Here is a 22,562-nt window from a genome sequence, read left to right on the forward strand (position 1 = left end):
CGATACAGGCGCACGGCCCGATCGCGCAGTTCGTCCGGGTACTTCTTCGGTGCTGCCATCGTGGGTCCCCCTCCCGCGGTCATCAGACCACGATCGAACGGCCCCAGGAAAGCGGGGGGACCTCACCCCCACCTTCCATGGATATAAACCATGCCACCTAGGGGCGAGATGGCAAGGTTTATATCCAGGCATCACCACCTGGATCGCCGGCCCACCACGATCGACCTCTTCCGGAGGGCATCCTCAGTGAGCTCAGGCATCAGTCTCAGCCGCGCACCGTTACCCCGGCGCCGTGGGCCCGGACCGAGCTCGCCAGGAATCCTTTTCAATCTCAAGTCCGACAAGACGCCGCAAGTAACCGGGTCCTGTGCCTTCGGATGGATCAAACCATGTGAAGGGGTGACGGCTGGCCAGGATGACACCCAAGAGTGGGTAGTTGTTGTACAGCGGCACTTCCCACTCGTCCCATCGGCACTGGTCGTCGAAGGAATCAGCCACGAGGTCCCAGTCGTCGTCCGACAAGCCCTCGCCATCATCCAGGCGCCCGATGGCAACTCGGGGTGCGATGTCGTCGAACATCTCTGGCATGTCAGCCAGCTCCGCCTGCGCGGCCGGTAACGCGGCGGCCATCAGTAGTTCGTCAAAGTAGCAGCCCGGGCGATCGAAAGGCAGTGTGCCGGATTCAATTTCGTCCGACACTGCTCTACATCGCTCTCGAGCCTTCTCCGCCCACGCCCTGTTCTCGTTGACATAGATCATCACGCGAACATCGAATGATGCAAAAGGTTCAACTTCATGCAGTGGCTCAACCGACGGATGCTTGAGCCATTCGCCAATATACAAGTCGGCCCACACGTCAAGGATGACCGCGATGGCACTGGCCTGCCTTGGAGTAAGCACAGGAGACTCCGCCCAGGCCTTCTCAAAGTTGGCAGCCCGTTCCGCCAAAGCCGTCCGGTGCGCCCTTTGTCCGTCCAGCACACCCTCACACTTCTTCCGGGTGGCGGAACCTACCGAAGATGCGTCTTCTTCCCACCGACGCCAGGTAGCCAGACTCACACCGGCTCGAGCCGCCGCTTGCGTCTGGGTAAGTCCGAGACCTTCTCGATCCGCTCTTCTCGCGCCCATGCCACCAAAGTATTGACTACTCAGTGAGTAGTCAAGACGGACGCGAATCGCTCGGCACGTGCGAACCAACCCAAGATCGTCGTCTGACCGCGGGCACCTGGGCCCCGATGGTTGCTCTCTGATGGCTTCGGCCATTCGCGAGAGCGCGAAACCATGGGCGGGATGACGGTGGCCCGAGCCAGTACCAGCCCTCGATGGCCCCAAACAAGACGAACTCCCAGATCTCTCGACCTGGGAGTTCGTGATATTGCGGTGGAGCTGAGGGGATTCGAACCCCTGACCCCCTCCATGCCATGGAGGTGCGCTACCAGCTGCGCTACAGCCCCGCCCCTGGATCCGGCCCGCCGAGGCGGTCCCTTGCTCAGGAAGCTCCATGAGCATATCCCACTCCGGGGACTGCTCCGGACCACCCCTCCCGGCGAGCCGGATCCGGTGCCGCGATCAGCTCGCGTAGGTCTCGAACTCGGTGATCTTCGTGGTGCCCGTGGCCGTGACGACCTCGAAGGTGAGTCGCTTGGTCGAGACCGGGGTGAAGGTCTTCTTGCCGGAGTTCGTGCCGGTGGAGATCGTCTTGCCGTTGGTCTCGTCGATCAGCTTCCAGGAAGTGATCTTGCTGCCCGAGGCTTCCTTGATCACGATGGAGCCGACGGTCGTGGCGCCCGACCACTTGACCGAGATGTCACCGGTGTTGCCGGTCGGCGTCCAGTAGGTGCTCTCGTCGCCGTCGATGACGTTGCCGTAGCTGGTGCCCGAGACCTTGCTGCTGCCGTCGGCGCCGGCGCCGAGCGAGAGGTTGGTGCCCGAGCCGGACGAGCTGCTCGTCGTGGTCACCGGCGTGGAGGTGGTCGGGGCGGCGGAGGTGGTCGGCGTGGTGGTGCTGCCGCTGCCGTCCGACACGGCCAGGCCGGTGCCGGCACCCGCGGTCGCCTTCACGATCGACGGGATCTTGGACGCGTCGTCGAGGGTGGTGCTGTAGGGCACCGTGACCGTGCCGGTCGACGTCATGCTGGAGCCGGCCGGGAAGTTCTCGCTGTCGGCCGAGGTCCAGGTGACGTTGTCGAGCACGTTGCCCGACGTCTGGTAGGTGCCCTTCAGGTTGGTGTAGAAGGTGCCCAGGACGTTCTTCGAGTCCTTGAAGTAGTTGTTCTGCACCAGGGCCTTGCCGCCGTTGCGCGGGTTGATGCCCGACTTGGTCAGGCCCTCGTAGTAGTTGTTGTAGATGTGCGCCGTGGCCGCACGCAGCAGCGGGGTGCGCGAATCGATGTTCTGGTAGTAGTTGTGGTGGTAGGTCACCGGGCCGTTGCCGGTGTCCGAGTCGCTCGACCCGACCAGGCCACCACGGCCCGAGTTACGCAGGATGCTGTACGACAGGGTGACGTACTGGGTGCCCGACTTCATGTCGAAAAGCGCGTCGTAGCCGTCGTCCTCGCCACCCGAGGCCTCGAGGGTCAGGTGGTCGGCCCAGACGTTGTGCACGTCGGACTCCATGCCGACCGCGTCACCACCGTTGGAGGTGGGCGAACCGGACTTCTTCACGTTCTTGACCGTGAGGTTCTGGAGGATGACGTTGCTGGAATCCCGGATGTGGATGCCGATCTGGTCGAACACGGCGCTGCTGCCGACGCCGACCAGGGTGACGTTGCTGATGCCCTTGAGCTCGATCACGCCGGCCGCGGTGTTGCAGCTGCCGGAGACCTTCGCCGTGTTGCCGACCGTGATGGTGCCCTTCACCTGGATGGTGATGGGCGTGTCCTCGCTGGCCCAGCCGCACAGCGCCTCGTGGATCTGGGTGCCGGTGGTGGCGGTCACGGTGGTGCCACCGGCGCCACCGGTGGTGCCACCGTTCTGCGCCGCGAAGCCGGTCGCGCCGGCACTGGCCGCCGTGGTGGAGGCGGGCTCGCTGGCGTTGGCCCCCTGGAGGTTGACCACCGCCGCCGTCGCCACACCGGCGACCGCGATCACACCTGCGCCACCGATGCCCAGTACGCGCTTGCCCCGTCGCTTCATCGTTTTCGTCCAGCCTCTCATCGACATCCGGCGCCCCTGCGGGCCTCGTTCATGCCATCAGTCGGAGGAGGTGCATCGAAAGTTGCCCGAGAAGGCGAAGTTTCCGAAACGAAGTTGCATGATCACGAAAAGTAGATACGAGGTAGAGCATTCCCGGAGGGCTTGAGTAAAGGGGACGTCAACACAAGCATGTGTCTTTCATGGCCGCCGTCGTCAGTGCCCTCCTTCTGGCCGGAATCGTTGTGGCCATGGCCGATTCGGCACGGGCCGTCACCTGGGACCGCGGTGCCGAGGTGCACGCCGGCTGAGGCGGCGGCCGGCTCTGTGCCGGCCCGAGGAGCTGGAAGGTGCGCACCCGCGACGAGGCCACGGACGGCTACTACGTGCAGTCGAGGTACTCCTCGAAGGACGTGTCCGCCGGCGCAGCACCTCGCCGAGCCCGGCCTCCGGCTCCACCGCGGCGACGGCCGCTACCTCGCCCTGCCGCGCTGATCGCGCGGCGCACCGTGGATCAGGAGACGCCGGGTCCCGGCCCGGCCCCTTCCCGCCGCGCCGATCGGTTCACGGCGTCCAACGGTGGACGACGAGGAGCCCGGCCCCACCGCCCTCCGTCCGGACGACCGGGACTTGCTAGTTTGTCCCGTTCCGGCGCCATGGACGGGCGCGGGCAGGTGGCGAAGGGACGCGCGGGCGGATGGGTGACGATCCACGTCCGGGCCCGGGGCCGCTCACCGCCCCGGAGACCCGCCACTCGCCCTGGGCCACCGTGCACACCCGCAGGACCGTGCTGGCTGTCGTGCACAACGTCACCGCGGCCACCCGCCTGCTCGATGTACTCGGCGTGGTCGGCGGCGACGAGCGGGTGCAGCTGGTGTTCACCGTGATCGGCTCGTCGGCCTTCACCGACGGCACCGACGACTTCCTGCTGGACTGCGGCATCGTGCCGACGCCCTGGGACGAGGCCGTGAAAGCCCCGGTGGACCTGGTGATCTCGGCCAGTTACGGCGGTGACCTGCAACTGCTGAAGGCGCCGGTCGTGGTGGTTCCGCACGGCATGGGCTACAACAAGTATCTGCGCCGGGCCGGGAGCGACCAGCCCGGGCAGGTTTTCGGCCTGTCGCCCGAATGGCTGCTGCACGACGGGCAACTGATTCCCGAGCTGGTCGTGCTGTCGCACCCGGAACAGCTCGACCGGTTGCGCCTGGCCAGCCCGGCGGCGGCCGAGAAGGCCCTGCTGGCCGGTGATCCCTGCCTGGACCGGATGCTCGCGGCGGCCCCGCTGCGGCCGGTGTACCGGCGCGCGCTCGGGGTGGGCGACGGGCAGAAGCTGGTGATGGTGTCGTCCACCTGGGGCGACGCCTCCCTGTTCGGGCAGGACCCGGCACTGATCCGGCGGCTGGCCGCCCGGCTGCCGCTGGACGAGTACCGGATCGTGGTGGCCCTGCACCCGAATGTCTGGGCCTGGCACAGTTCCTGGCAGATCAGCAGGTGGACCGAGGACTGCCGGCGCTCCGGCGTGCGGGTGCTGCCGGCCCGGGAGGGCTGGCAGGCCGCGCTGGTCGCGGCCGACGTGGTGATCGGCGACCACGGCTCGGTCACCTTCTACGGGGCCGCGGTCGGACGCCCGGTGCTGCTGGCGTCGGCCCCGCACGATCGGGTGGACCCGCGCTCACCGATCGCGATGCTGCTGCGGACCGCGGACCGGCTGCATCCCACCGACGACCTGCCCGGCCAGATCGAGCGGGTCACGGCCGGGCACGATCCGGCGCGGTGGCGGGCGATCACCGACCTGGCGTCGTCCACCCCCGGTCGCTCGGGAGAACTGTTGCGCGAGGCGGTCTATCGGCTGCTCGGCCTGGACGAGCCGCCCTGGCCGGCCGACTCCCGGGCCGCGGCGGTACCGCCCGCGCAGGAACGCACCGTCACGGCCCGGCTGGTGCGGGCCGAACCGGACGACGACGGCACGCGCATCGTGCGGCTGCCCGCCGAGGTCTCGATGGCGTCCGGGCCGGTGACGGACGGGCACGTGGTGGTGGACGCGCGCGAACCGCTGCGGCGCTGGCTGGATCTGGCCGACGTGGTGGTGGTGGACGACGACGCGGACCTGGCCGCGGTACTGGACGGCCTGCCCGGGTGCCTGCTCGGCACCGCGCCGCTGGGCCCGGACCGGCGGGACTGGGTGGTGCGCACCCGCGACGGTCGTGGACTGCGGTTCAGCGGGTTCAGCGCGGCGCCGGGGCAGGACGGACGGGTGTGGGCCTCGGTGGTGTACGCCTGGCTGGCGGGCGGACGGGACCTGGGCGATCTGCCCGGGCGGTCACGGGTTCGGCTCGGCGGACGGGTCGTCGAGGCCGTCGTGTCGCCCTGCTGACGCGAGTCTGGCCGTGAGCCGCTCGACCTCCGGCAGCAGGTCGCCGGCCCGGGCCACGGCCAGGGCGTCCTGATAGGCGGTGACGGCGGCCCGCGGGTCGTTCCGGGCCAGGCCCAGATCGCCCAGTGCCTCCAGGGCCAGCACGCAGTCGAACGGGCGCCGCAGGGCGAGCAGGGCGGTCAGGGCGGTCAGCGCCCGGTTCAGCGTGCCGGCCGCCTCGTCGTAGGAGCCCAGGCCGGTGAGGGCCCGGCCGAGGTGGATCCGGGTCTTGGCGGCGTTGTGGCCGTCCGGCGGGTCGAGGGCCTCGAAGGCGGACAGCGCCTCGCCCAGCAGGGGCACAGCGGCCTGCGGGGTCTCGGCCCGGGCCAGGTGCAGGCGGGCCAGGGCCACGCGGCGTTCCTGGCCGAGGTCGAGGGCCCGGGACAGGTTCTCGCGCAGCACCTCCCGGGCGTCGGTGGTCTTGCCCAGGGCCAGCCGGGCCAGGCCCAGCGCCTCCAGCACGGTGGCCTCCAGCTCCGGCCGGCCACTGGCCCGGGCCGGGGTGAGCGCCTGCTCGAACAGCGGCTCGGCCTGCTCCGGCTGCCCCAGGTGCAGGTGCGGGAAGCCGAGCTGGGTGCGGATCAGCGCGACCAGGGCCGGGTCGCCCAGCCGGTCGGCGGCCTCCAGGGCGAGCTGGTTGACGGCGATCTGGTCGGCCAGGTGCTTGCCCTGCTCGTGCAGCGGCCACAGCATCACGGCGAGCAGGCAGACGTCTTCGGAATCGCCCTGCCGGTGCAGCGACTCGACGCAGGCCCGCAGGGTGGAGCGCTCGGCCTCCAGCCAGGCCCGGGCCTGCTCGGAGGTGAGCGAGGTGAGTGCGGTGGACGGCGTGCGGGCGGGGAACAGCAGCACGTCCCAGCCGCGCAGCGGCATCATGGCGTGCCCGGCCCGCACCGCATTGTCGGTGTAATAGGCCAGCATCCGGCGCAGCACGACCTGGTCACCCGGGCCGTCAGCATCGCCAGGACCGTCGGGCAGATGCCAGCCGATCAGCTGGTGCAGCCGGTACCGCTGGGTGCCGTCGCGCTCGGTCTCCTCGGCCAGGTGCAGGTCACGGATCTCGTCGAGGGCGTCACGCACCTGGTCGGCGGGCAGCCCCAGCCCGGCGGCGAGCGCGGGCACGGTGGCCCCGGCCGGGCCCGGGTGCAGGTGCAGCGCCCGGCAGCAGGCCCGCGCGGTGGGGCCCAGCCGCCGGAAGGCGTCGGCGAAAACGCTCACGTCGTGCTCCGTTCCGGGATCGGCGGCGCCGAGCACCCGTCGGCGTCGTTCGGTGTCGTGCAGGTCGTCGAGCAGTCGCGACAACGGCCGGGACGGGCGGGCGTTGGTGGTGGCGGCCAGCACCCACATGGCCATCGGCAGGCCGTCGCACAGGTCGATCAGGTCGCGGACGGCGGCGGGCTCGGCCGCGACCCGCTCGGCGCCGATCAGCCCGGCGAGCAGTTCGCCGGCGAAGGCCGGGTCGAGCAGCGGCACCTCGAGCAGCGCGGCGCGCTCGCCGAACAGGCCGTTGATCCGGCCCGGCGAGGTGAACAGCACGGTGGACCCGCCGGGTGCGGGCAGGAACGGCCGGATCTGCGCGGCGCTCCAGACGTTCTCCAGCACGATCGCGATCCGGCGGCCGGCCGACCAGCTGCGGAAGCGGGCGGCCAGGCCGTCGGCGGTGCCCGGCAGACCCTCGGCGGTGTAGCCGACCTCGAGCAGGAACTCGCGCAGTTTGCCGGCCACCAGCCCCGGGTCGGCCGGGCCGGCGCCGAGGTCGGCGTGGAACGCGCCGTCCGGGTGATCGGCGGCGTGGGCGTGCAGCCAGTGCCGTGCGACGGTGCGTTTGCCCACGCCGGGCGGGCCGTGGAAGCCGACGACGGCGACCTGGCCGGCGTCGCGGGCGGTGGTGACGGCCAGGTCGACGGCGGCGAGCGTGGGACCCCGGTCGGTGAAGACCGGGGTGGGGCCAGGCACCTGGCGGGGCACCGTGCGGGGTTGCGCCGCGGTGTTCAGGTAGAGGTTCTGGATCTGGTGGGCCTGCACCAGGTTGTGCACCGTGCTGGAGCTGACCAGGTTGCCGGTGGTGCCTCGCGTGCTCAGGCCGACCTCGTCCACCCGACCTCCATCCTCGACATCCTCGACGGTTGAGCCCACAAGGGGCTCAACCGTCAAGAATGCCACCTAAGGCGCAGGGCGGTCACGGCTCCGGCGGGGCCGGCAGGGCCCGCAGCGCCCGCACGGCGGCGGGCAGGGCCTGCTCCAGCGGCGGCACCCGTGGGTACCAGAGGCGTTCCCACTCCAGGGAGATCGGCCCCCGGTAACCACCGGCGTCCAGCAGCCGCACGGCCTCGGCCACCGGCACCACGCCGTCGCCCTGGAGCACCGGCGTGGTGTCCCGGCGGGAGGCGACGTCCTTGATCTGGACGTAACCGTGCCCGGCCCGCAGCAGATCGCCGAGCGCCGCCCAGGTGCCGGCCGGGGTCTCGCCGACCCGCCAGGGGTGCAGCAGGTCCCAGATCACGGCGACCCCCGGCCCGGCACCGGGCACCTCCAGCGCCCGGTCGGTCAGCCGGCGCAGGTCGGCGCCCCGGGGGTGCGAGTCGTGGGTCTCCAGGGCCACCCGCACCCCGAGGTCCGCCGCCACCCGCGCGGCCCGGCCGAGGAACCGGGCCGCGTCGCGTTCGGCCGCGACCCGGTCGCCGGAGGGCGGCGGCACCTGGTCGGGCGGGGCCGGGTGGGCGGGCAGGCCGGGGAACACCCGCACGAAGGGCGCCCCCAGCGCCGCCGCCAGTTCGAGGTGCCGGTCCAGCACGGCCGGTTCCGGGGGCTCGCCCACCCGCACCCCGGTGGTCAGCGCGAGCAGCCGCACCCGGTGCCGGTCCAGCAGGTCGTGCAGCCGGGCCGGCTCGGGCGGCGGGGCGTCGGGGTCCAGCCGGAGTTCCAGGTGGGTGGCCCCGTTCCGGGCCATCAGCGCCAGCACCCGATCGAGCGGATCGTGCGGGGCACCCAGGGTGGACGCTCCGACCGACCGGTTCACCGGGCGTCCATCAGTACACGCCGCCCCGGTCGCGGAACTCCCGCCAGACGTTCTCGAAGAAGTCGTCCAGGTCGGGCATCGGGCGGCGGGGACGCCAGGTGCACTCCACCTCGGCACCGTCCAGCAGAGCCACCTCCTGCACCTCGTCGTCGAGCGCCCCGGCGTCGAGACGGAACCGGAAGTCCTCGGGCAGGTCGCCGCCCTCCGGCAGGCTACCGGCCGGGTCGGTGTAGAGCACCGACCCGCGCGAACGGCCGCCGTGGTCCAGGTAGTCCGACATCGCGCCGAGGTAGACGTGCGCGGTGACGATGATGTCGCGCAGCAGGAACACCCGGTCGACGGAGCGCCGTGAGCCGCCGTCGGCCACCACCGACCCGTCGTAGGCGAGCAGCAGTTCGCCGACGGTCTTGCGGGCGTCCCGGATCGACTCGGCGGAGCGCACCGGCCCGGCCTTCTCGCTCATCAGCCGCTGCACCTGGCGGAGCAGGTCCGAGGTGTTGTCGTCGTCCCCACCCTCGGCGTGCCGGGCGGTGGCGCCGCTCAGCAACTCCACCGCCGCGGCCAGCACGGGCTCCGCCGCGGCGGCGAAAACCGGCTCGTCGAAGGGGTCCTCGACCCGCTGGGCGGCGATGTACTGGGCCGCCCGGGTGGCGCCCACCTGCCCGCTGTTCAGGGCCGAGCCGCCGGGCCGGTACACGCCGTGCGCACCACCGGCCTCGCCGACCGGGAAGAAGCCGGTCAGGTTGGACCGCCACCAGGCGTCCACCAGCAGCCCGCCGTTGTTGTGCTGCACGCAGACGTCCACCTCGAGACGCTCGGTCTCCAGGTCGACGCGCTGGTTGCGGTTCAGGAAGAACTGGTACGCGGGCTCGTTCAGCTGCCGCAGCCGCTGCACCGGCGTGCCGAACAGCGCCCCGGCCCGCTCCAGGTACTCCCGGGCCTCCGGCGAGATCGCCGAGGCGTCGAGCTCCGGGCGCACCGGGTTGGCGGTGAAGTCCAGCCACACCCGCCGGCCCCGCAGCACGGTCTCGCGATAGACCAGCAGGTCGACCAGCGACGAACCGTCCCGGGCCTTGCGGATGTCGAACGGCCACTGGTAGCCCTTGAGGAAGACCAGGCTGAGCAGGCGTCCGTAGTCGTCGATCGCCTCGGTGAGGAATTCCCTGGCGTCGTCCCCGTTTTCGTCGGTCGAGACGAAACGCGGCATCACCTGCATGTAACTGCCGGACACGTTCCAGCGCGGCCGCACCGAGGCCAGGCCGAACTGCCACTCGGTGAGGTTCTTGCCGCGCACCCCGGCCCGGTAGGGGGCGCCGGACGCGCCCCACTGGCCGTTCGGGAACACCCGGGTGGCGTACATGCCCGCCGGGCCGCCGGTGGCGTAGACCACGTTGGTGCAGCGCAGCAGGGCGAACGGGCTGCGGTCGCCGTCGAGCGGCAGGTCCCGGCGCAGCACCAGCAGGCCCGCCACCGCGCCGTCGTGCACCACCAGATCGACCACCCGGCAGTGGTCGAACACCCGGGTTCCGTTGCGGGCCACCCGCTTCTCCAGCTGCTCCACCATCGAGCGGCTGGTGTAGGGCCCGACCGAGGTGGCGCGGCGGCGCGGGTCGTGGTCGGTGCGGTAGCCGACGAACTCGCCGAACCGGTTCTGCGGGAACGGGACACCGAGGTCGCACAGCCGGATGAAGGCGCGGGCCGACAGCGCCGCCTCGACCAGCGCCGTGTCGCCGTCCATCGCCCCGCCGGAGAACAGCGTCTGCGCCATCTCACCGACCGAGTCGGCGTCGCCGCCGGAGAGCGTGAGCTTGTAGTAGGTCTGCTTGTCCGACCCGGCGTTGCGGGAGGAACCGGCGCCGCGGTTGTCGGTGACCATCACCACGTCGGTCTGGCCCAGGTCCCAGAGCCTCTCGGCCGCGCAGTACCCGGCCGAGCCGGTGCCGACGACGACGGTGTTCGCGGTGATCACGGGGACGGTGCGTCCCGCCAGTTCGACGGTGGGCAGGTCGTCGGCCCAGCCGTCAGGAGGTGCGGTGGTCAATGAGATCTCCTGTGCTCACTCGGGTTCGGAGGCGGCTCAGAGCCGGGGGATGTGCATGCCGCCGTCGACGTGGAAGACCTCACCGGTCGAGTACGGCGTGTTGCCGGAGGCGAGGATCGCGACCGCGCCGGCCACGTCCTCCGGCCGCCCCCAGCGCGGCATCGGGGCCAGGCCGTTCTCGAAGAGCCGGTCGTAGCGCTCCTGCACCCCGGCCGTCATGTCGGTGGCGATCACCCCCGGGCGCACCTCGTAGACCAGGATGCCCTCGGGGGCCAGGCGGGCGGCCCACAGCTGGGTGGCCATGCCGACGCCGGCCTTGGACACGCAGTAGTCGCCGCGGTTGACCGACACGGTGGTGGCCGAGATCGACGAGACGTTGACGACGGTGGCCCGGGGCAGCGTGTCCGCGCCCAGCTCGATCACCCGGCGGGCGAAGCACTGGGTGAGGAAGTAGGGGCCCCGCAGGTTGATCCCCAGCACCCGGTCGAAGCTCTCGGCCGTCGCCTCCAGCAGGTCCGCCCGCACCGTCGGCGCCACCCCGGCGTTGTTGACCAGGAGGTCCAGCCGGCCCCAGGCGTCCGTCGCGTCGTCCACCAGTCTCTGGTGGTCGGCCTGCTCGGCGACGGACCCCTGGACGTACCGCACCCGGCCGGAGTCGCCGGTCAGCTCGGTGAGCTCGTCCAGCAGGTCCTTCGGGGCCTCACGGGTGGCCAGCACCGACACCGCGTAGCCGTCGGCCAGCAGACGCCGGGTGATGCCCAGCCCGATCCCCCGCGATCCACCGGTGACCAGGGCGACCGGGCGGCTCGACGGGCGGCTCAACGGGCAGCCTCGTCGGTCACGATGCAGCTCATGGTTCCTCCATGTCAGGTAAGCGCTTTCCAGTATGCTGCTGGCACTGAAAGCCCTTTCCCAGAGATGTGGCAAAAGTTGCGACGAACGGTCGCGGGCCGGCGGTCCGGCGAGCCGTCGAACCGCCCGCTTCCGCGAAAAAGCTCTCTCACCGCGACTTTCACACGAAGTGCCGATTACCGCAGCGGCGAACACGAAATTGGCCAACCTCAGCAGAGGTTGGCCAATCAGATGTGGAGCTGAGGGGATTCGAACCCCTGACCCCCTCCATGCCATGGAGGTGCGCTACCAGCTGCGCTACAGCCCCGCCACGCGAAAGGTTCCGCTTGCGCGGCCCCTCGTTCGGCGTCACCAAACTTTATCCCAACACCCGGGGGGAACTACAAATCGAGACTCTCGGACGCCGGAACCGGGGACGACGAGGAACCGCTGACGACCACCCCGCCGACCGGCGTGCGCAGCCCCAGGACGTCGTCCAGGGTGACCACCGCGTCCATGCTCACCACCCCGGCGGGCGGCGCACCGGCGACCCGTACGGCGGCCAGCGCGGTCAGCAGACCGGTGGTCTCGGACTGACCGGTGCCCCAGGTCGACAGCGACCGCCCGGTGCCGCGACTGACGGCGATCACGTGCCAGTCGCTCGACCCCAGGTGCGGCGAGTTCGCGATCAGCCCGCGCAGCCGGGGCGCCCGGGCCACGACCGCGAGCGCCGAGGTGGCCGCCCGCGAGCTCAGGGTGAGATAGCTGCGCACCCGCAGCCCGGTCAGCGTGCGGTCGGGGAAGTCGGCCCGCAGGTAGCGGCGCCGCCGCCCGTCCGGGCCCACCCCGGTCCGGCCCGAGCGCAGGTTGGGCACCGTGCCGCCCTCGGCCGGGTCATGGATGTCGGTGCCGATCAGCCCGGCGGTCCAGGCCACCGCCGCCGCCCCGTGCGCCTCGCCCGAGCCGAGCATGACCAGCACGTCGATCTCGTCGTCGGGCTCCGGCTCCAGGGCCGACACCAGCACCGTGCTCAGCCCGGGCACCAGCCCGGCCCCGAGCAGCACGCTCGGGCCGGCCAGCCGCTCCAGGTACGAGGCCGTGGCCGAGATCTCCACCAGGGGCGTGGAACCGGTACGCCCGCCGATCCGCGGGTCCTCCACCCCGGAGGCGTTCACCACCACGTCCACCTCGGCCGCGACCCGCTCCAGCTCGTCCAGGCCCTCCTCACCGGGCAGCGCGATCCGGACTCCCCCGGGGACGGCGGTGCGCCCGGCGGGCACCACGTCGTTCCCGGTCCGCAGCAGTTCGGCCGTCACCACCCGGCCGACCGCGCCACGTGCCCCCAGCACCAGGGCTTTCATGCCTACCTCCAACCAATCGGTTGGTTTTCACCCTAGGCATCTCTGCGCAGCATCTGCAACCACTCGGTTGGAGTTGTACGGTGGGACACATGGCATGGGACACCGAGGCGACCCGGCGCAAGCTGCTGGAGGCGGGCGTGCGGCAGTTCGCGGCGCACGGCCTCGCGGGCGCCCGGATGGACGCGATCGGCCGGGACGCCGGCGTCAACAAGGAGCGCGTGTACAAGTACTTCGGCGACAAGCAACAGTTCTTCGCCGCGGTGCTGGCCCACGAGCTGACCGCGCTGCTCGACGGCATCGACGTCGCCCCGCGGGGCCCGGAGGCGGTGGGTGCCTTCACCGCCGAGCTGTTCGACCGCTGCCGCGACCGCCCGGAGCTGCCCCGGCTGCTGGCCTGGGAGAGCCTGGAACTGGACCGGGCGGTGGCGCTGGAGCGGCGCCGGCCGATCTGCGCCGACCAGGCCAGCTGCTTCCAGACGGCGGTACCGGGCCTGGACCGGGCCACCGCCGAGCACCTGCTGCTGACCGCGGTCACGCTGGTCACCGCCTGCTGGTCACTGGGCCGGATCGGCGAGTCGGTGCTCGGCGCCGAACCCGATCTGGAACTGCGGCGGGCGGCGATCATCGGCCAGATGACGGCCCTGACCCGAAAAGGGGCGGACCGCGCCTGATCACGGCCAATTTCTCGTGGCCGTGATCTTGCGCCGTCCGCCCCTGACCGACCTGCCGGTCAGCTGATCACCGGTCCACGCGGGCGCTCCCGCCGCCGGCCAGCTTGATCACCTCGGCCCGGGTGGCCATCGAGGTGTCGCCGGGCGTGGTCATCGCCAGGGCGCCGTGCGCGGCGCCGTACTCCACCGCCACGCTCAGCGGCTGACCCTCGAGCAGGCCGAAAGCCAGCCCGGAGGCGAAGGAGTCGCCACCACCGACGCGGTCGAGGATCTCCAGGCCGGGCCGCTGCGTGGAGCGCACCAGGCCCTCCTCCCGCGACCAGGCGATGGCGCCCCAGTCGTTCACCGTGGCGGAGCGGACCGTGCGCAGGGTGGTCGCGATCACCCTGAAGTTCGGGTACGCGCCGGCCACCCGGTCGATCATCTTGCCGAACGCCTCCACCTCGATCGAGGAGATGTTCTCGTCCACCCCCTCGACCTCGAAACCGAGCGAGGCGGTGAAATCCTCCTCGTTGCCGATCATCACGTCGACGTGCGGCGCGATCTCCCGGTTCACCTCGCGGGCCCGCTCCTGGCCGCCGATCGCCTTCCAGAGGCTGGGGCGGTAGTTCAGGTCGTAGGACACCACGGTGCCGTGCGCACGGGCCGCCTTCACCGCGGCCAGGACCGTCTCGGCGGTGGTGTCGGACAGCGCCGCGTAGATGCCACCGGTGTGCAGCCAGCGCACGCCGAGCTCACCGAACAGGTGGTCCCAGTCCACGTCGTCGGCCCGTAACTGGCTGGCGGCGGTCAGGCCCCGGTCGGACACCCCGACCGCACCGCGCACACCGAAGCCGCGCTCGGTGAAGTTCAGGCCGTTGCGCACCGTGCGGCCGATGCCGTCATAGGGAACCCACTTGATCAGCGAGGTGTCAACCCCACCCTGGAGCACGAAATCCTCGATCAGCCGGCCGATCTCGTTGTCGGCCAGGGCCGTCACCACACCGGTGCGCAGACCGAAGGCGCGCCGCAGACCGCGGGCCACGTTGTACTCGCCCCCGCCCTCGAAGGCGCGGAACGAGCGGGCCGTGCGGATGCGCCCCTCCCCCGGGTCGAGGCGCAGCATGATCTCCCCCAGCGAGACCGCGTCGTAGCGGGTCTCGGCGGCGGATCGGGTCGGCAGGGCGGACATCGGTGGTCCTCTCGGTCAGTTTCGTTGTTCGGTTCGGTTTTTCAGACGGTGGACGTCGGATCAGGGACGCAGGGAGGTCGCCAGCGCGACGGCCTCGGCGACGAGCTCACGCACGCCCTCACCGTTGCCCTCGTTGATCAGCGCGCGCGGAACCATCCACGAGCCGCCCACCGCGGCGACCGACTCCAGGGCCAGGTACTCGCCCAGGTTGCCGGTGCCGACACCGCCGGTCGGCACGAACCGCACCCCGGTGAACGGCGCCGCCAGGGCCGAGATCGCCCTGGCCCCACCGGAGGTGCCGGCCGGGAAGAACTTCACCGTGGTCAGCCCGAGCTCCAGGGCCGCCTGCACCTCGGTCGCGGTGACCGCGCCGGGCAGGGCCAGCACGCCGTGCTCCTGGGCGCGCTCGACGACGGCACGGTTGGTGCCCGGCGACACGACGTAGGCGGCACCGGCCGCCACCGCCTCGTCCACCTGCGCGGGCGTCAGCACCGTGCCGGCGCCGACCAGCACGTCGCCGCGGGCGGCGATGGCGCGGATCGCGTCGGCCGCGGCCGCCGTACGGAACGTCACCTCCGCCACCGGCAGGCCACCGGCGACGAGCGCCGTGGCGAGCGTGTCGGCCTGCTTCGCATCGTCGATCACCACGACGGGGACCAGCCGGTTGCCGGCCAGCTGCTTCAGTACGGCCTCGGTCACGATCAGCTCCGTTTCGTACAGCGCAACGCGCGTTTCGCGGTGCGATACGATTCTGGCACGTCCGGGACGCCCGGTTCAACACGAGTCGGCTACTGCTGTCGCCGAACGGACGGGGTCCGCACCCAGCCCCCGAGAAGGCGCCCTACGCTGGCGCGATGACGAATCTGACGGAGCTGACCGGATGACCAGCACCACCGATCCCGCCGCCGGGCAGCCGCCCGCCTCCCCGGTGGAGAGCGTCGACCGGGCCCTGCGCCTGTTGCAGGTGCTGGCCGGTGCCGGACCGCAGGGCGCGAGCCTGGCGGAGATCTCCGGCGAGGTCGGCCTGCACAAGACCACGGCCTTCCGCACGCTCGGCGCCCTGCGGCACCGCGACTTCGTGGCCCAGGACCCGGCCACCGGCCGCTACCAGCTCGGGCCCGCCGCCGTCACTCTCGGCGATCGCTATCTGCGCGAGGAGAACCTGCCCGGCCTGATGCACGGCGCCCTGGTGGCGCTGTGCGCGGAGACCGACGAGCTGGTGCACCTGGGCGTGCTGTCCGGGGTGCAGATGATCTACCTGGACAAGGTGGAACCGCAGCGCCCGGTGCGGGTCTGGTCGGCCATCGGTCGCCGCAACTGGGCCGTCACCACCGCCCTGGGCCGGGCCATGCTGGCCTTCCGCGGCCTGAGCCGGCCGGTGGTGGACGGTTACGTGCGCGCGGCCGTGGAAGACGGTGCGCGGCAGGACATCGACGCCGCCCATGTGTGGGAGGAGCTGGAACGCGCGCGGTCTCGCGGCTACGCCATCGAGTACCAGGAGAACGAGCAGGGCATCGCCTGCCTCGCCGTCCCCCTGCTCCGCGGCAGCGCGCCACCGGCGGGCCCGTCCCAGGTGGTCGGCGCGGTGAGCATCACCGCACCGGCCGACCGGATGGGCCCCGACCGGATGGCCTCCGTGCACGAGCAGATCCGTCGCACCCTGCCGCCCCTGCTCCCGGCCGGGCTGGTGCTGCCGCCCGAGCTGTGACCCGGACCGGAACGGGGCGGAAGGGGCGGGACCTCAGCGCAGGCCGGTGACCGGGGCGGAGTCCATGTCGTCGAACGACTGGTTCTCCCCCGCCATCGCCCACACGAACGAGTAGGCGGCGGTGCCGACCCCGGAGTGCAGCGACCAGGACGGCGAGATGACGGCCTGGCGGTCGGCGATCACCAGGTGCCGGGTCTCGCTCGGCTCACCGGCCAGGTGGATCACCCGGGCGTCGGCCGGCACGTTGAAGTACAGGTAGCACTCGGTGCGCCGGTCGTGGGTGTGCGCGGGCATGGTGTTCCACATCGAGCCGGGGTGCAGCTCGGTCACGCCCATCACGATCTGGCAGGACCGGATGCCCTTCTCGTGGATGTACTGGTTCAGCGTGCGCCGGTTGCTGGTGAGCTGGTCACCCAGCTCCCGCACGTTGCCCTCGCCCCGGAGCACCAGCTGCGTCGGGTACACCGTGTGCGCCGGGGCGCTGAACAGGTAGAACTGCGCCGCACCGCCCTCGGCGTCGGCGAAAACGACGTCCCGGGTTCCCTTTCCGACATACAGGCAGGCACCCTCGGGCAGGGTGTAGGTGTCGCCGTCCGCGGTCACCGTGCCGGTGCCGCCCACGTTGACGATGCCGATCTCGCGGTTCTGGAGGAAGTACTCGGCCCGCAGTTCGTCGAAGGTGGGCAGGGCGAGCTGCTTCCCGGCCGGCACGGCGCCGCCCAGCACGATCCGGTCGTGGTGGGTGTACACCACGTTCACCTCGCCCGGCACGAACACCGTCTCCACCAGAAACCGCCTGCGCAGTTCCTCGGTGCCGAAGCCGGGCATCTGGTCCGGGCTGGTGGCGTAGCGCTGTTCCATCGTCGTTCTCCTTGTCGTGAAGGGGGTTCTCAGCGGACGAGCCAGCCGCCGTCGACCGGGATGATCGCGCCGTTCAGGTAGTCCGAGGCGGGCGAGGCCAGGAACACGAACGGGCCCTGGAGGTCGGCCGGGGTGCCCCAGCGGGCGGCCGGGATGCGGGCCAGGATCGACTTCTCCCGCTCCTCGTCCGCGCGGATCTGGGCGGTGTTGTCGGTGGCCATGTAGCCGGGGGCGATCGCGTTCACGTTGACCCCGTACGCGGCCAGCTCGTTGGCGAACGACTTGGTGACGCCGGCCACCGCGTGCTTGCTCGCCGCGTAGCCCGGCACCAGGATGCCGCCCTGGAACGAGAGCATCGAGGCGATGTTGATGATCTTGCCGCCGCCCTGCTCCACGTAGCGCCGGGCCACCGACCGGGACAGGTGGAACACCGCGTCCAGGTTGATCGCCAGCACGTCGTCCCAGTCCTGTGCCGGATGATCGAGAAGTGGTGCGCGGCGGATGATCCCGGCGTTGTTCACCAGGATGTCGACCCGGCCGAGGGTGTCGGCCACGGACTGCACCGAGGCGTCGAGCTCCTCCGGCGTGGCCCGGATCAGGTCCTGCTCCAGGATCTGCGTGCGCCGGCCGAGCGCCTCGATCTTGCCGGCGGTCTCGGTCGACGGCACGTAGTCGAGCAGGGCCACGTCGGCACCGGCCTCGGCCAGCGCCAGTGCCGCGCCCTGCCCCAGGCCCCGCGACGAACCGGTGACCAGCGCGACCTTCCCGTCCAGCCGGAACGAGTCCAGAATCATCGGTTTTCCTCCATCGAGACGAACGTTGTGCGCAGTTCCCCGAGCCCGGTGACGCGAACGGTGACCGTGTCGCCGTGAGCGAGGGGTGTGTGGACGGCCTGGGCCCGCGGGGTGCGCCCCGGGGTCCCGGTCGAGATGATGTCGCCGGGTTCCAGCGTGATCACCTGGGACAGGTAGTGCACCAGGTACGCGACGCCGAAAACCATGGCATCGGTGGTCGAGTCGACCGTGAGGACGCCGTTGCGCTCGGTCTGCACGCGGCGCCCGGCCAGGTCCCCGGCCTCGTCGGCCGTCACGATCCAGGGGCCGAGCGGGCCGAACCCGTCGACGCTCTTGCCCAGCGCCCACTGGTTGGCCCGGTGCTGCCAGCCGCGGTCGGACACGTCGTTGAACAGCGTGTACCCGGCCACGTGAGCCATCGCCGCGGCCTCGGTGACGTCGCGGGCGGTCCGGCCGATCACGACGGCGATCTCGCCCTCGTAGTCCACGTCGGTCGCGGCGCGCGGCATCACCACGTCGTCGCGGGGGCCGCAGATCGTGTTCGGCGTCTTGACGAACACGTTCGGGAACGACGGTGCCTCCTCCTCGGTGTGCCCGGCGTAGTTGTAGCCGAGGCAGAGGATCTTGCCGGGCCGGACCGGCGGCCCCAGCGGAACCTGTTCCAGCAGCGGCAGACTCGCCGGGTCTGCGCCCGCCAGCGCCTGCCGCACGGCGGCGAGCGCGGCGTCGTCGGCCAGCAGCCCGGCCACGGACAGGCCGCCGGTCACCGGGCCGAGGTCGAGCACGCGCTCCTCGCCGTCCACCGTTGTGAGAACCGCACCGGGCCGCTCCGGCCCGGCGATGCGGTGACCGATCAGCCTCATCAGCAGTACGTCCTCAGGTACTCGGCCAGGCAGAGGATCGCCATGGCCTGGCCGTAGGGCATCGAGGTGCACGGGATCTTCCGGTAGAACTCCAGGTCGGAGCCCATCCCGGTGCCGAACGAGACCTGCTGGAGCTCGCCGTCGGCGGAGATGTTCCCGATGATCGCCCGCACCGCCCTCTCGGCCACCGGCGCGTACTCCTGGCTCAGGTAGCCCTTCCGGACCGCCTTGAGGATGCCGTAGGCGAAGCCGGCCGTGGCGGACGCCTCCAGGTACGACGAGGGGTCGTCGAGAAGCGTGTGCCAGAGCCCCGACTCGTCCTGGAGCCCGGCCAGCGCGGCCACCTGCGAGCGCAGCACCTCGACCAGGAACCGCCGGGTCGGGTCGTCGGCCGGCAGGCCGGTCAGGTCGAGGAAGTCGGGGATCACCATGGTCAGCCACGAGTTGCCGCGCGCCCAGCGGGCCTTGGCGAAGTTGTGGTTGCCCTCGAAGCTCCAGCCGTGGAACCACAGGCCGGTCTCCCGGTCCATCAGGTAGGCCACGTGGGTGAGGAACTGGAAGGTGGCCTCCCGCACGTACTCCGGGCGGTCGAGCAGCAGGCCGATCTTGGTCAGCGGCATGACCGTCATCATCAGCGTGTCGTCCCACAGCTGGTGGTGGTTCTCCTCGGCCAGCGTGATGTGCTGCATGCCTCCGTGCGGGGTGCGCGGCATGGCCCGCATCGCCCACTCGGCCCAGGAGTCCAGCCAGGGCAGCAGGGTGCGGTCGCCGGTCTCCTCGTAACGGCAGGCCAGGGTCAGGAAGGGAGCCATCGTGTTGACGTTCTTGACCGTGCCCTCGGCCAGCCGGGCGGCGAACCAGGAGTCGATGATGTCGCGCATCTCGGTCTCACCGGTCTGGTCGTAGTACTGCCACATGCCGTACAGGCCGATGCCGTGGGTCCACTCCCAGCCGTCCCAGCCCTTGGTGTCGATCACCCGGCCGTCGTCCAGACGCAGCAGGAAGGCGCCGGTCTCGTCCTTGATGCTGACCAGGTTGCCGGTCAGGCGGCGGACCAGGGCCCGCAGGTCGTCACGGGAGATGAAGCGCTCCGGTGCGCGCAGCAGCGCGCTGTGCTTCACCGGCCACGCCTTCTGCTCGATCGTCTCAGTCATCACGGCAACCGTTCAGGCCCAAGGGGATTCGATGTCGAACTCACGGGCGACGGAGGAGATCTCCGGCTTGGTCAGGCCCTGTGCGCGGCCGCCGGCCACGATGTCCATGTACTCGTACTTGGCGCCGGTCTCGGCGTACTCGACGCGGTCGACGGCGCGGGTGACGGACAGGTCGGAGCGGGACATCGTGCCGTGCTTCGACCAGAGCACGATCTCGTGCTCGCGCAGGCCGGCCACGTTGGCCGCCATCAGCTCGGCCGAGCCGGGGATCATGAACTCCAGCACGCCGATGCCGGCCGGCAGCGAGACGATCGCCTCGGGCTCCCAGCGCAGGATCTTCGCGTTCATCGCCGCGGTGTCGCGGTAGGCGGGCAGGTGCGACAGGTAGGTCAGGTGCGGGGGCTGGGCGTGCACGACGGCCTGGAAGTCGAGGCCGCGCGCGGCCACCTGGTCCTGGTGCACGGCCAGGTGGGAGTTGAACTCCGAGGTCAGTTTCTCGAACTGGCGGCGGGGCGAGGTGCGCAGCGTGGCCTTCTCGCCGCCCTCGTGCACCTGCACGGCGCCGATCGCGGCCTCCGGGTCGTCCTTGATCTGGCGCAGCCGGCGGCCGGATCCGGTGGACAGCACGGTGTGACCGGCCAGCGCGGGCGCGGGCAGCGGCAGCACGATCTCCTCGGCGATCGGGAACCGCTCGTCCAGGTCCACGTCCCAGCCGAGGTAGACCGAGATGTTGCCGGCGCCGGCCTCGGAGGCGTCGATCTCGCAGATCCGGTGACCCGCGACGCCCATCGAGGTGATGATGTCGTCGAGACTGGGGTGCTCGTTCCGGGACATGGTTCTCTCTCCTTGGTGAACTGGGCAGGAGGAGCTCGTGACCCCTCCTGCCCGACGGAACATCAGACGGTGACGGGCTTCTCGTCGATCGGGGTGGTCGGCGACGGGCCGTCCAGGTCGCTCAGCGACTTGCCCATCGTCTCGCCGGAGAACACCGCGGCCAGGGCGCCGGCCACGCAGATGACCACAGCGGTGACGCCGATGGTGAGGACGATGTGGTCGCCTCCGGGGGGAGCGACGGCGGCGAAGATGCTCGGGAAGAAGGCCGCGATGGCCAGGCCGACGTTCTGCGACAGGGCGAAGCCGGTGACCCGGATGCGGGTGGGGAACTGCTCCTGGAAGAACGCCGCGTAGGTGGCGTTCCACATCTGGAACAGCACGCCGTGCACCAGGATGACGGAGGCGAAGATCAGCACCAGGTTCTGCTGCGACACCGCCCACAGGTAGCCGACCGAGCCGATGCCACCACCGAGACCACCGGCGATCATCAGCTTCTTCCGGCCGATCCGGTCGGACAGCGCGCCGAACAGCGGGATGGTGAACACCGCGGTCACGTTGGCGACCAGGGTGACCCACAGCGTGGTGCTCTTGGAGTACTCGATGCCGTAGCCCTCGGCGGTGGCGTAGGTGATGCCGAAGACCAGGGTGACCATGCCGACCACGTTGGTGAAGGTCATGATCATGCAGCGCAGGGCGATGCCCAGGTGGCTGCGGAACAGCTCGACGACCGGGAACTCCCGCTTCTGGTTCGCGGCCTGCTGCTCCAGGTACGACGGCGGCTCCTGCACCCGCTGCCGGATGATGTAGCCGGCGATGATGACGACCGAGCTGAGCAGGAACGGCACTCGCCAGCCCCAGCTCTCGAAGTGCTCGTCGCTGAGGAAGGTGGCCATCGGCAGCATGATCGCGGTGGCCAGGATCGAGCCGACCTGTGTGCCCTGGAGGCTGAAACTCGCGAAGAATCCGCGCTTTCCGTCGGGCGAGTGCTCCACGATCATGGCCGTGGCACCGCCGAGCTCACCGGCGACCGCGAAGCCCTGCACCACGCGCAGGGTGACCAGCATGATCGGGGCGAGGATGCCGACCTGCCCGTAGGTGGGCAGCAGGCCGACCGCCAGGGTGGCGAAGCCCATCAGCAGCATCGCGAAGGTCAGCACGCTCTTACGGCCGCGCCGGTCGCCCCAGGCGCCCAGGACGACAGCGCCGATCGGGCGGGACACGTAGCCCACCGCGTAGGTCGCGAGCGATGAGATCAGCGCGACGGTGGCATTGTCGGTGGGGAAGAAGATGGTGGGGAAGACCAGCGCGGCGGCCTGTGAATACAACGCGAAGTCGTAGTATTCGAGCGCGCTCCCGATCCAGCCGCTCATGGCGGCGGCCTTCGGGTTGTATTCTGCGGTGCTGCCCTCAGTTTCGGGGTTACTCATTCGTCCATCGCCTCGTCAGCATTGACGAGGGACCCGTTCGGCGGTCCCTCAGGATGGTGGATGTGGTGGGGAGACTGGACAGGAGCGGGCTACCCCTGACCTGAGAATGCTTGATAGGAACCAGTTATCGCCAGATAGGCGATTTCGCTGGCGGGCCCCGTCGATGCGGTGCCCCGATCGGTTCTGCGGGATTTCCGATGGCCATTGCTGCGCTCCGTTGCGGCGGGCTGAACTGCTGCAATGCTAATGGAACGTTTCAATCACAGTCCAGAAACCGGAAGG

18 protein-coding genes and 2 tRNA genes are annotated in these 22,562 nt (G+C 70.7%); 3 read left to right on the forward strand and 17 right to left on the reverse strand.

The features are described from left to right. Positions 1–279 precede the first annotated feature (279 nt). From KIH74_RS31545 to KIH74_RS31555, 3 genes are all read right to left on the reverse strand, one after another. Positions 280–981, reverse strand: a complete 702-nt coding sequence (locus KIH74_RS31545) for a hypothetical protein (protein ID WP_214160068.1) — start codon at positions 979–981, stop codon at positions 280–282. Positions 982–1,381: 400 nt separating this feature from the next. After that, a tRNA-Ala gene (locus KIH74_RS31550) sits at positions 1,382–1,454 on the reverse strand. Positions 1,455–1,569: 115 nt separating this feature from the next. Next, complete coding sequence (locus KIH74_RS31555) at positions 1,570–3,135, reverse strand: pectate lyase family protein (protein ID WP_214160069.1); 1,566 nt, start codon at positions 3,133–3,135, stop codon at positions 1,570–1,572. 694 nt (positions 3,136–3,829) lie between these two features. Here KIH74_RS31555 and KIH74_RS31560 point away from each other — a divergent pair. After that, positions 3,830–5,506, forward strand: coding sequence for a CDP-glycerol glycerophosphotransferase family protein (locus tag KIH74_RS31560; protein ID WP_214160070.1), 1,677 nt, complete (start codon positions 3,830–3,832; stop codon positions 5,504–5,506). On the opposite strand, the gene KIH74_RS31565 is transcribed toward KIH74_RS31560, so the two are convergent. From KIH74_RS31565 to KIH74_RS31590, 6 genes are all read right to left on the reverse strand, one after another. After that, the gene (locus KIH74_RS31565; RefSeq protein ID WP_214160071.1) at positions 5,453–7,642 is read right to left on the reverse strand and encodes a tetratricopeptide repeat protein; all 2,190 of its coding nucleotides are present in this window, start codon (positions 7,640–7,642) and stop codon (positions 5,453–5,455) included. The genes KIH74_RS31560 and KIH74_RS31565 overlap by 54 nt on opposite strands. Positions 7,643–7,724: 82 nt before the next feature. Then, positions 7,725–8,564 carry a sugar phosphate isomerase/epimerase family protein gene (locus KIH74_RS31570; protein WP_214160072.1) on the reverse strand — a complete coding sequence of 280 codons (840 nt, stop codon included), beginning with the start codon at positions 8,562–8,564 and terminating at the stop codon, positions 7,725–7,727. A 10-nt stretch (positions 8,565–8,574) separates the two neighbouring features. Further along, positions 8,575–10,605, reverse strand: a complete 2,031-nt coding sequence (locus KIH74_RS31575; RefSeq protein ID WP_214160073.1) for an FAD-binding protein — start codon at positions 10,603–10,605, stop codon at positions 8,575–8,577. Between the two features lie 36 nt (positions 10,606–10,641). Then, positions 10,642–11,427: a 3-ketoacyl-ACP reductase gene (locus KIH74_RS31580; RefSeq protein ID WP_214160074.1), complete on the reverse strand. Its 786-nt coding sequence runs from the start codon at positions 11,425–11,427 to the stop codon at positions 10,642–10,644. A 264-nt stretch (positions 11,428–11,691) separates the two neighbouring features. Beyond that, positions 11,692–11,764: transfer RNA gene (locus KIH74_RS31585), tRNA-Ala, on the reverse strand. Between the two features lie 73 nt (positions 11,765–11,837). Beyond that, a complete protein-coding gene (locus KIH74_RS31590; protein WP_214160075.1) occupies positions 11,838–12,797 on the reverse strand; it encodes a hypothetical protein in 960 nt (319 codons plus the stop codon). A gap of 89 nt (positions 12,798–12,886) precedes the next feature. Between KIH74_RS31590 and KIH74_RS31595 the strand changes: the two genes are divergently transcribed. Continuing rightward, on the forward strand, positions 12,887–13,468 hold the full coding sequence (locus KIH74_RS31595) for a TetR/AcrR family transcriptional regulator (protein WP_214160076.1): 582 nt from the start codon (positions 12,887–12,889) through the stop codon (positions 13,466–13,468). A gap of 67 nt (positions 13,469–13,535) precedes the next feature. Here the strand turns inward: KIH74_RS31595 and KIH74_RS31600 are convergent, their stop codons facing one another. Further along, the gene (locus KIH74_RS31600; protein WP_214160077.1) at positions 13,536–14,639 is read right to left on the reverse strand and encodes a sugar kinase; all 1,104 of its coding nucleotides are present in this window, start codon (positions 14,637–14,639) and stop codon (positions 13,536–13,538) included. Positions 14,640–14,699: 60 nt separating this feature from the next. Next, positions 14,700–15,341 carry a bifunctional 4-hydroxy-2-oxoglutarate aldolase/2-dehydro-3-deoxy-phosphogluconate aldolase gene (gene eda, locus KIH74_RS31605; protein ID WP_372492156.1) on the reverse strand — a complete coding sequence of 214 codons (642 nt, stop codon included), beginning with the start codon at positions 15,339–15,341 and terminating at the stop codon, positions 14,700–14,702. Between the two features lie 178 nt (positions 15,342–15,519). On the opposite strand from eda, the gene KIH74_RS31610 reads away from it, so the two are divergent. Then, positions 15,520–16,347, forward strand: a complete 828-nt coding sequence (locus KIH74_RS31610) for an IclR family transcriptional regulator (RefSeq protein ID WP_214160078.1) — start codon at positions 15,520–15,522, stop codon at positions 16,345–16,347. Between the two features lie 33 nt (positions 16,348–16,380). On the opposite strand, the gene kduI is transcribed toward KIH74_RS31610, so the two are convergent. The 6 genes from kduI to KIH74_RS31640 form a co-directional block, all read right to left on the reverse strand. Continuing rightward, positions 16,381–17,208, reverse strand: coding sequence for a 5-dehydro-4-deoxy-D-glucuronate isomerase (gene kduI / locus KIH74_RS31615; protein ID WP_214160079.1), 828 nt, complete (start codon positions 17,206–17,208; stop codon positions 16,381–16,383). Between the two features lie 29 nt (positions 17,209–17,237). Then, positions 17,238–18,002 (reverse strand): 2-dehydro-3-deoxy-D-gluconate 5-dehydrogenase KduD, encoded by a 765-nt coding sequence (gene kduD, locus KIH74_RS31620; RefSeq protein WP_214160080.1) that lies wholly within the window; start codon positions 18,000–18,002, stop codon positions 17,238–17,240. Then, positions 17,999–18,865 (reverse strand): fumarylacetoacetate hydrolase family protein, encoded by an 867-nt coding sequence (locus KIH74_RS31625; RefSeq protein ID WP_214160081.1) that lies wholly within the window; start codon positions 18,863–18,865, stop codon positions 17,999–18,001. The genes kduD and KIH74_RS31625 overlap by 4 nt, the downstream gene beginning before the upstream one ends. Beyond that, complete coding sequence (gene bglB / locus KIH74_RS31630) at positions 18,865–20,019, reverse strand: beta-galactosidase BglB (RefSeq protein ID WP_214160082.1); 1,155 nt, start codon at positions 20,017–20,019, stop codon at positions 18,865–18,867. The genes KIH74_RS31625 and bglB overlap by 1 nt, the downstream gene beginning before the upstream one ends. 12 nt (positions 20,020–20,031) lie before the next feature. Continuing rightward, positions 20,032–20,853: a class II aldolase/adducin family protein gene (locus tag KIH74_RS31635; RefSeq protein WP_214160083.1), complete on the reverse strand. Its 822-nt coding sequence runs from the start codon at positions 20,851–20,853 to the stop codon at positions 20,032–20,034. 62 nt (positions 20,854–20,915) lie between these two features. Then, on the reverse strand, positions 20,916–22,280 hold the full coding sequence (locus KIH74_RS31640) for an MFS transporter (RefSeq protein ID WP_214160084.1): 1,365 nt from the start codon (positions 22,278–22,280) through the stop codon (positions 20,916–20,918). Positions 22,281–22,562 lie beyond the last annotated feature (282 nt).

The sequence above is a fragment of the Kineosporia corallincola genome (assembly GCF_018499875.1).
Classification (GTDB): domain Bacteria; phylum Actinomycetota; class Actinomycetes; order Actinomycetales; family Kineosporiaceae; genus Kineosporia; species Kineosporia corallincola.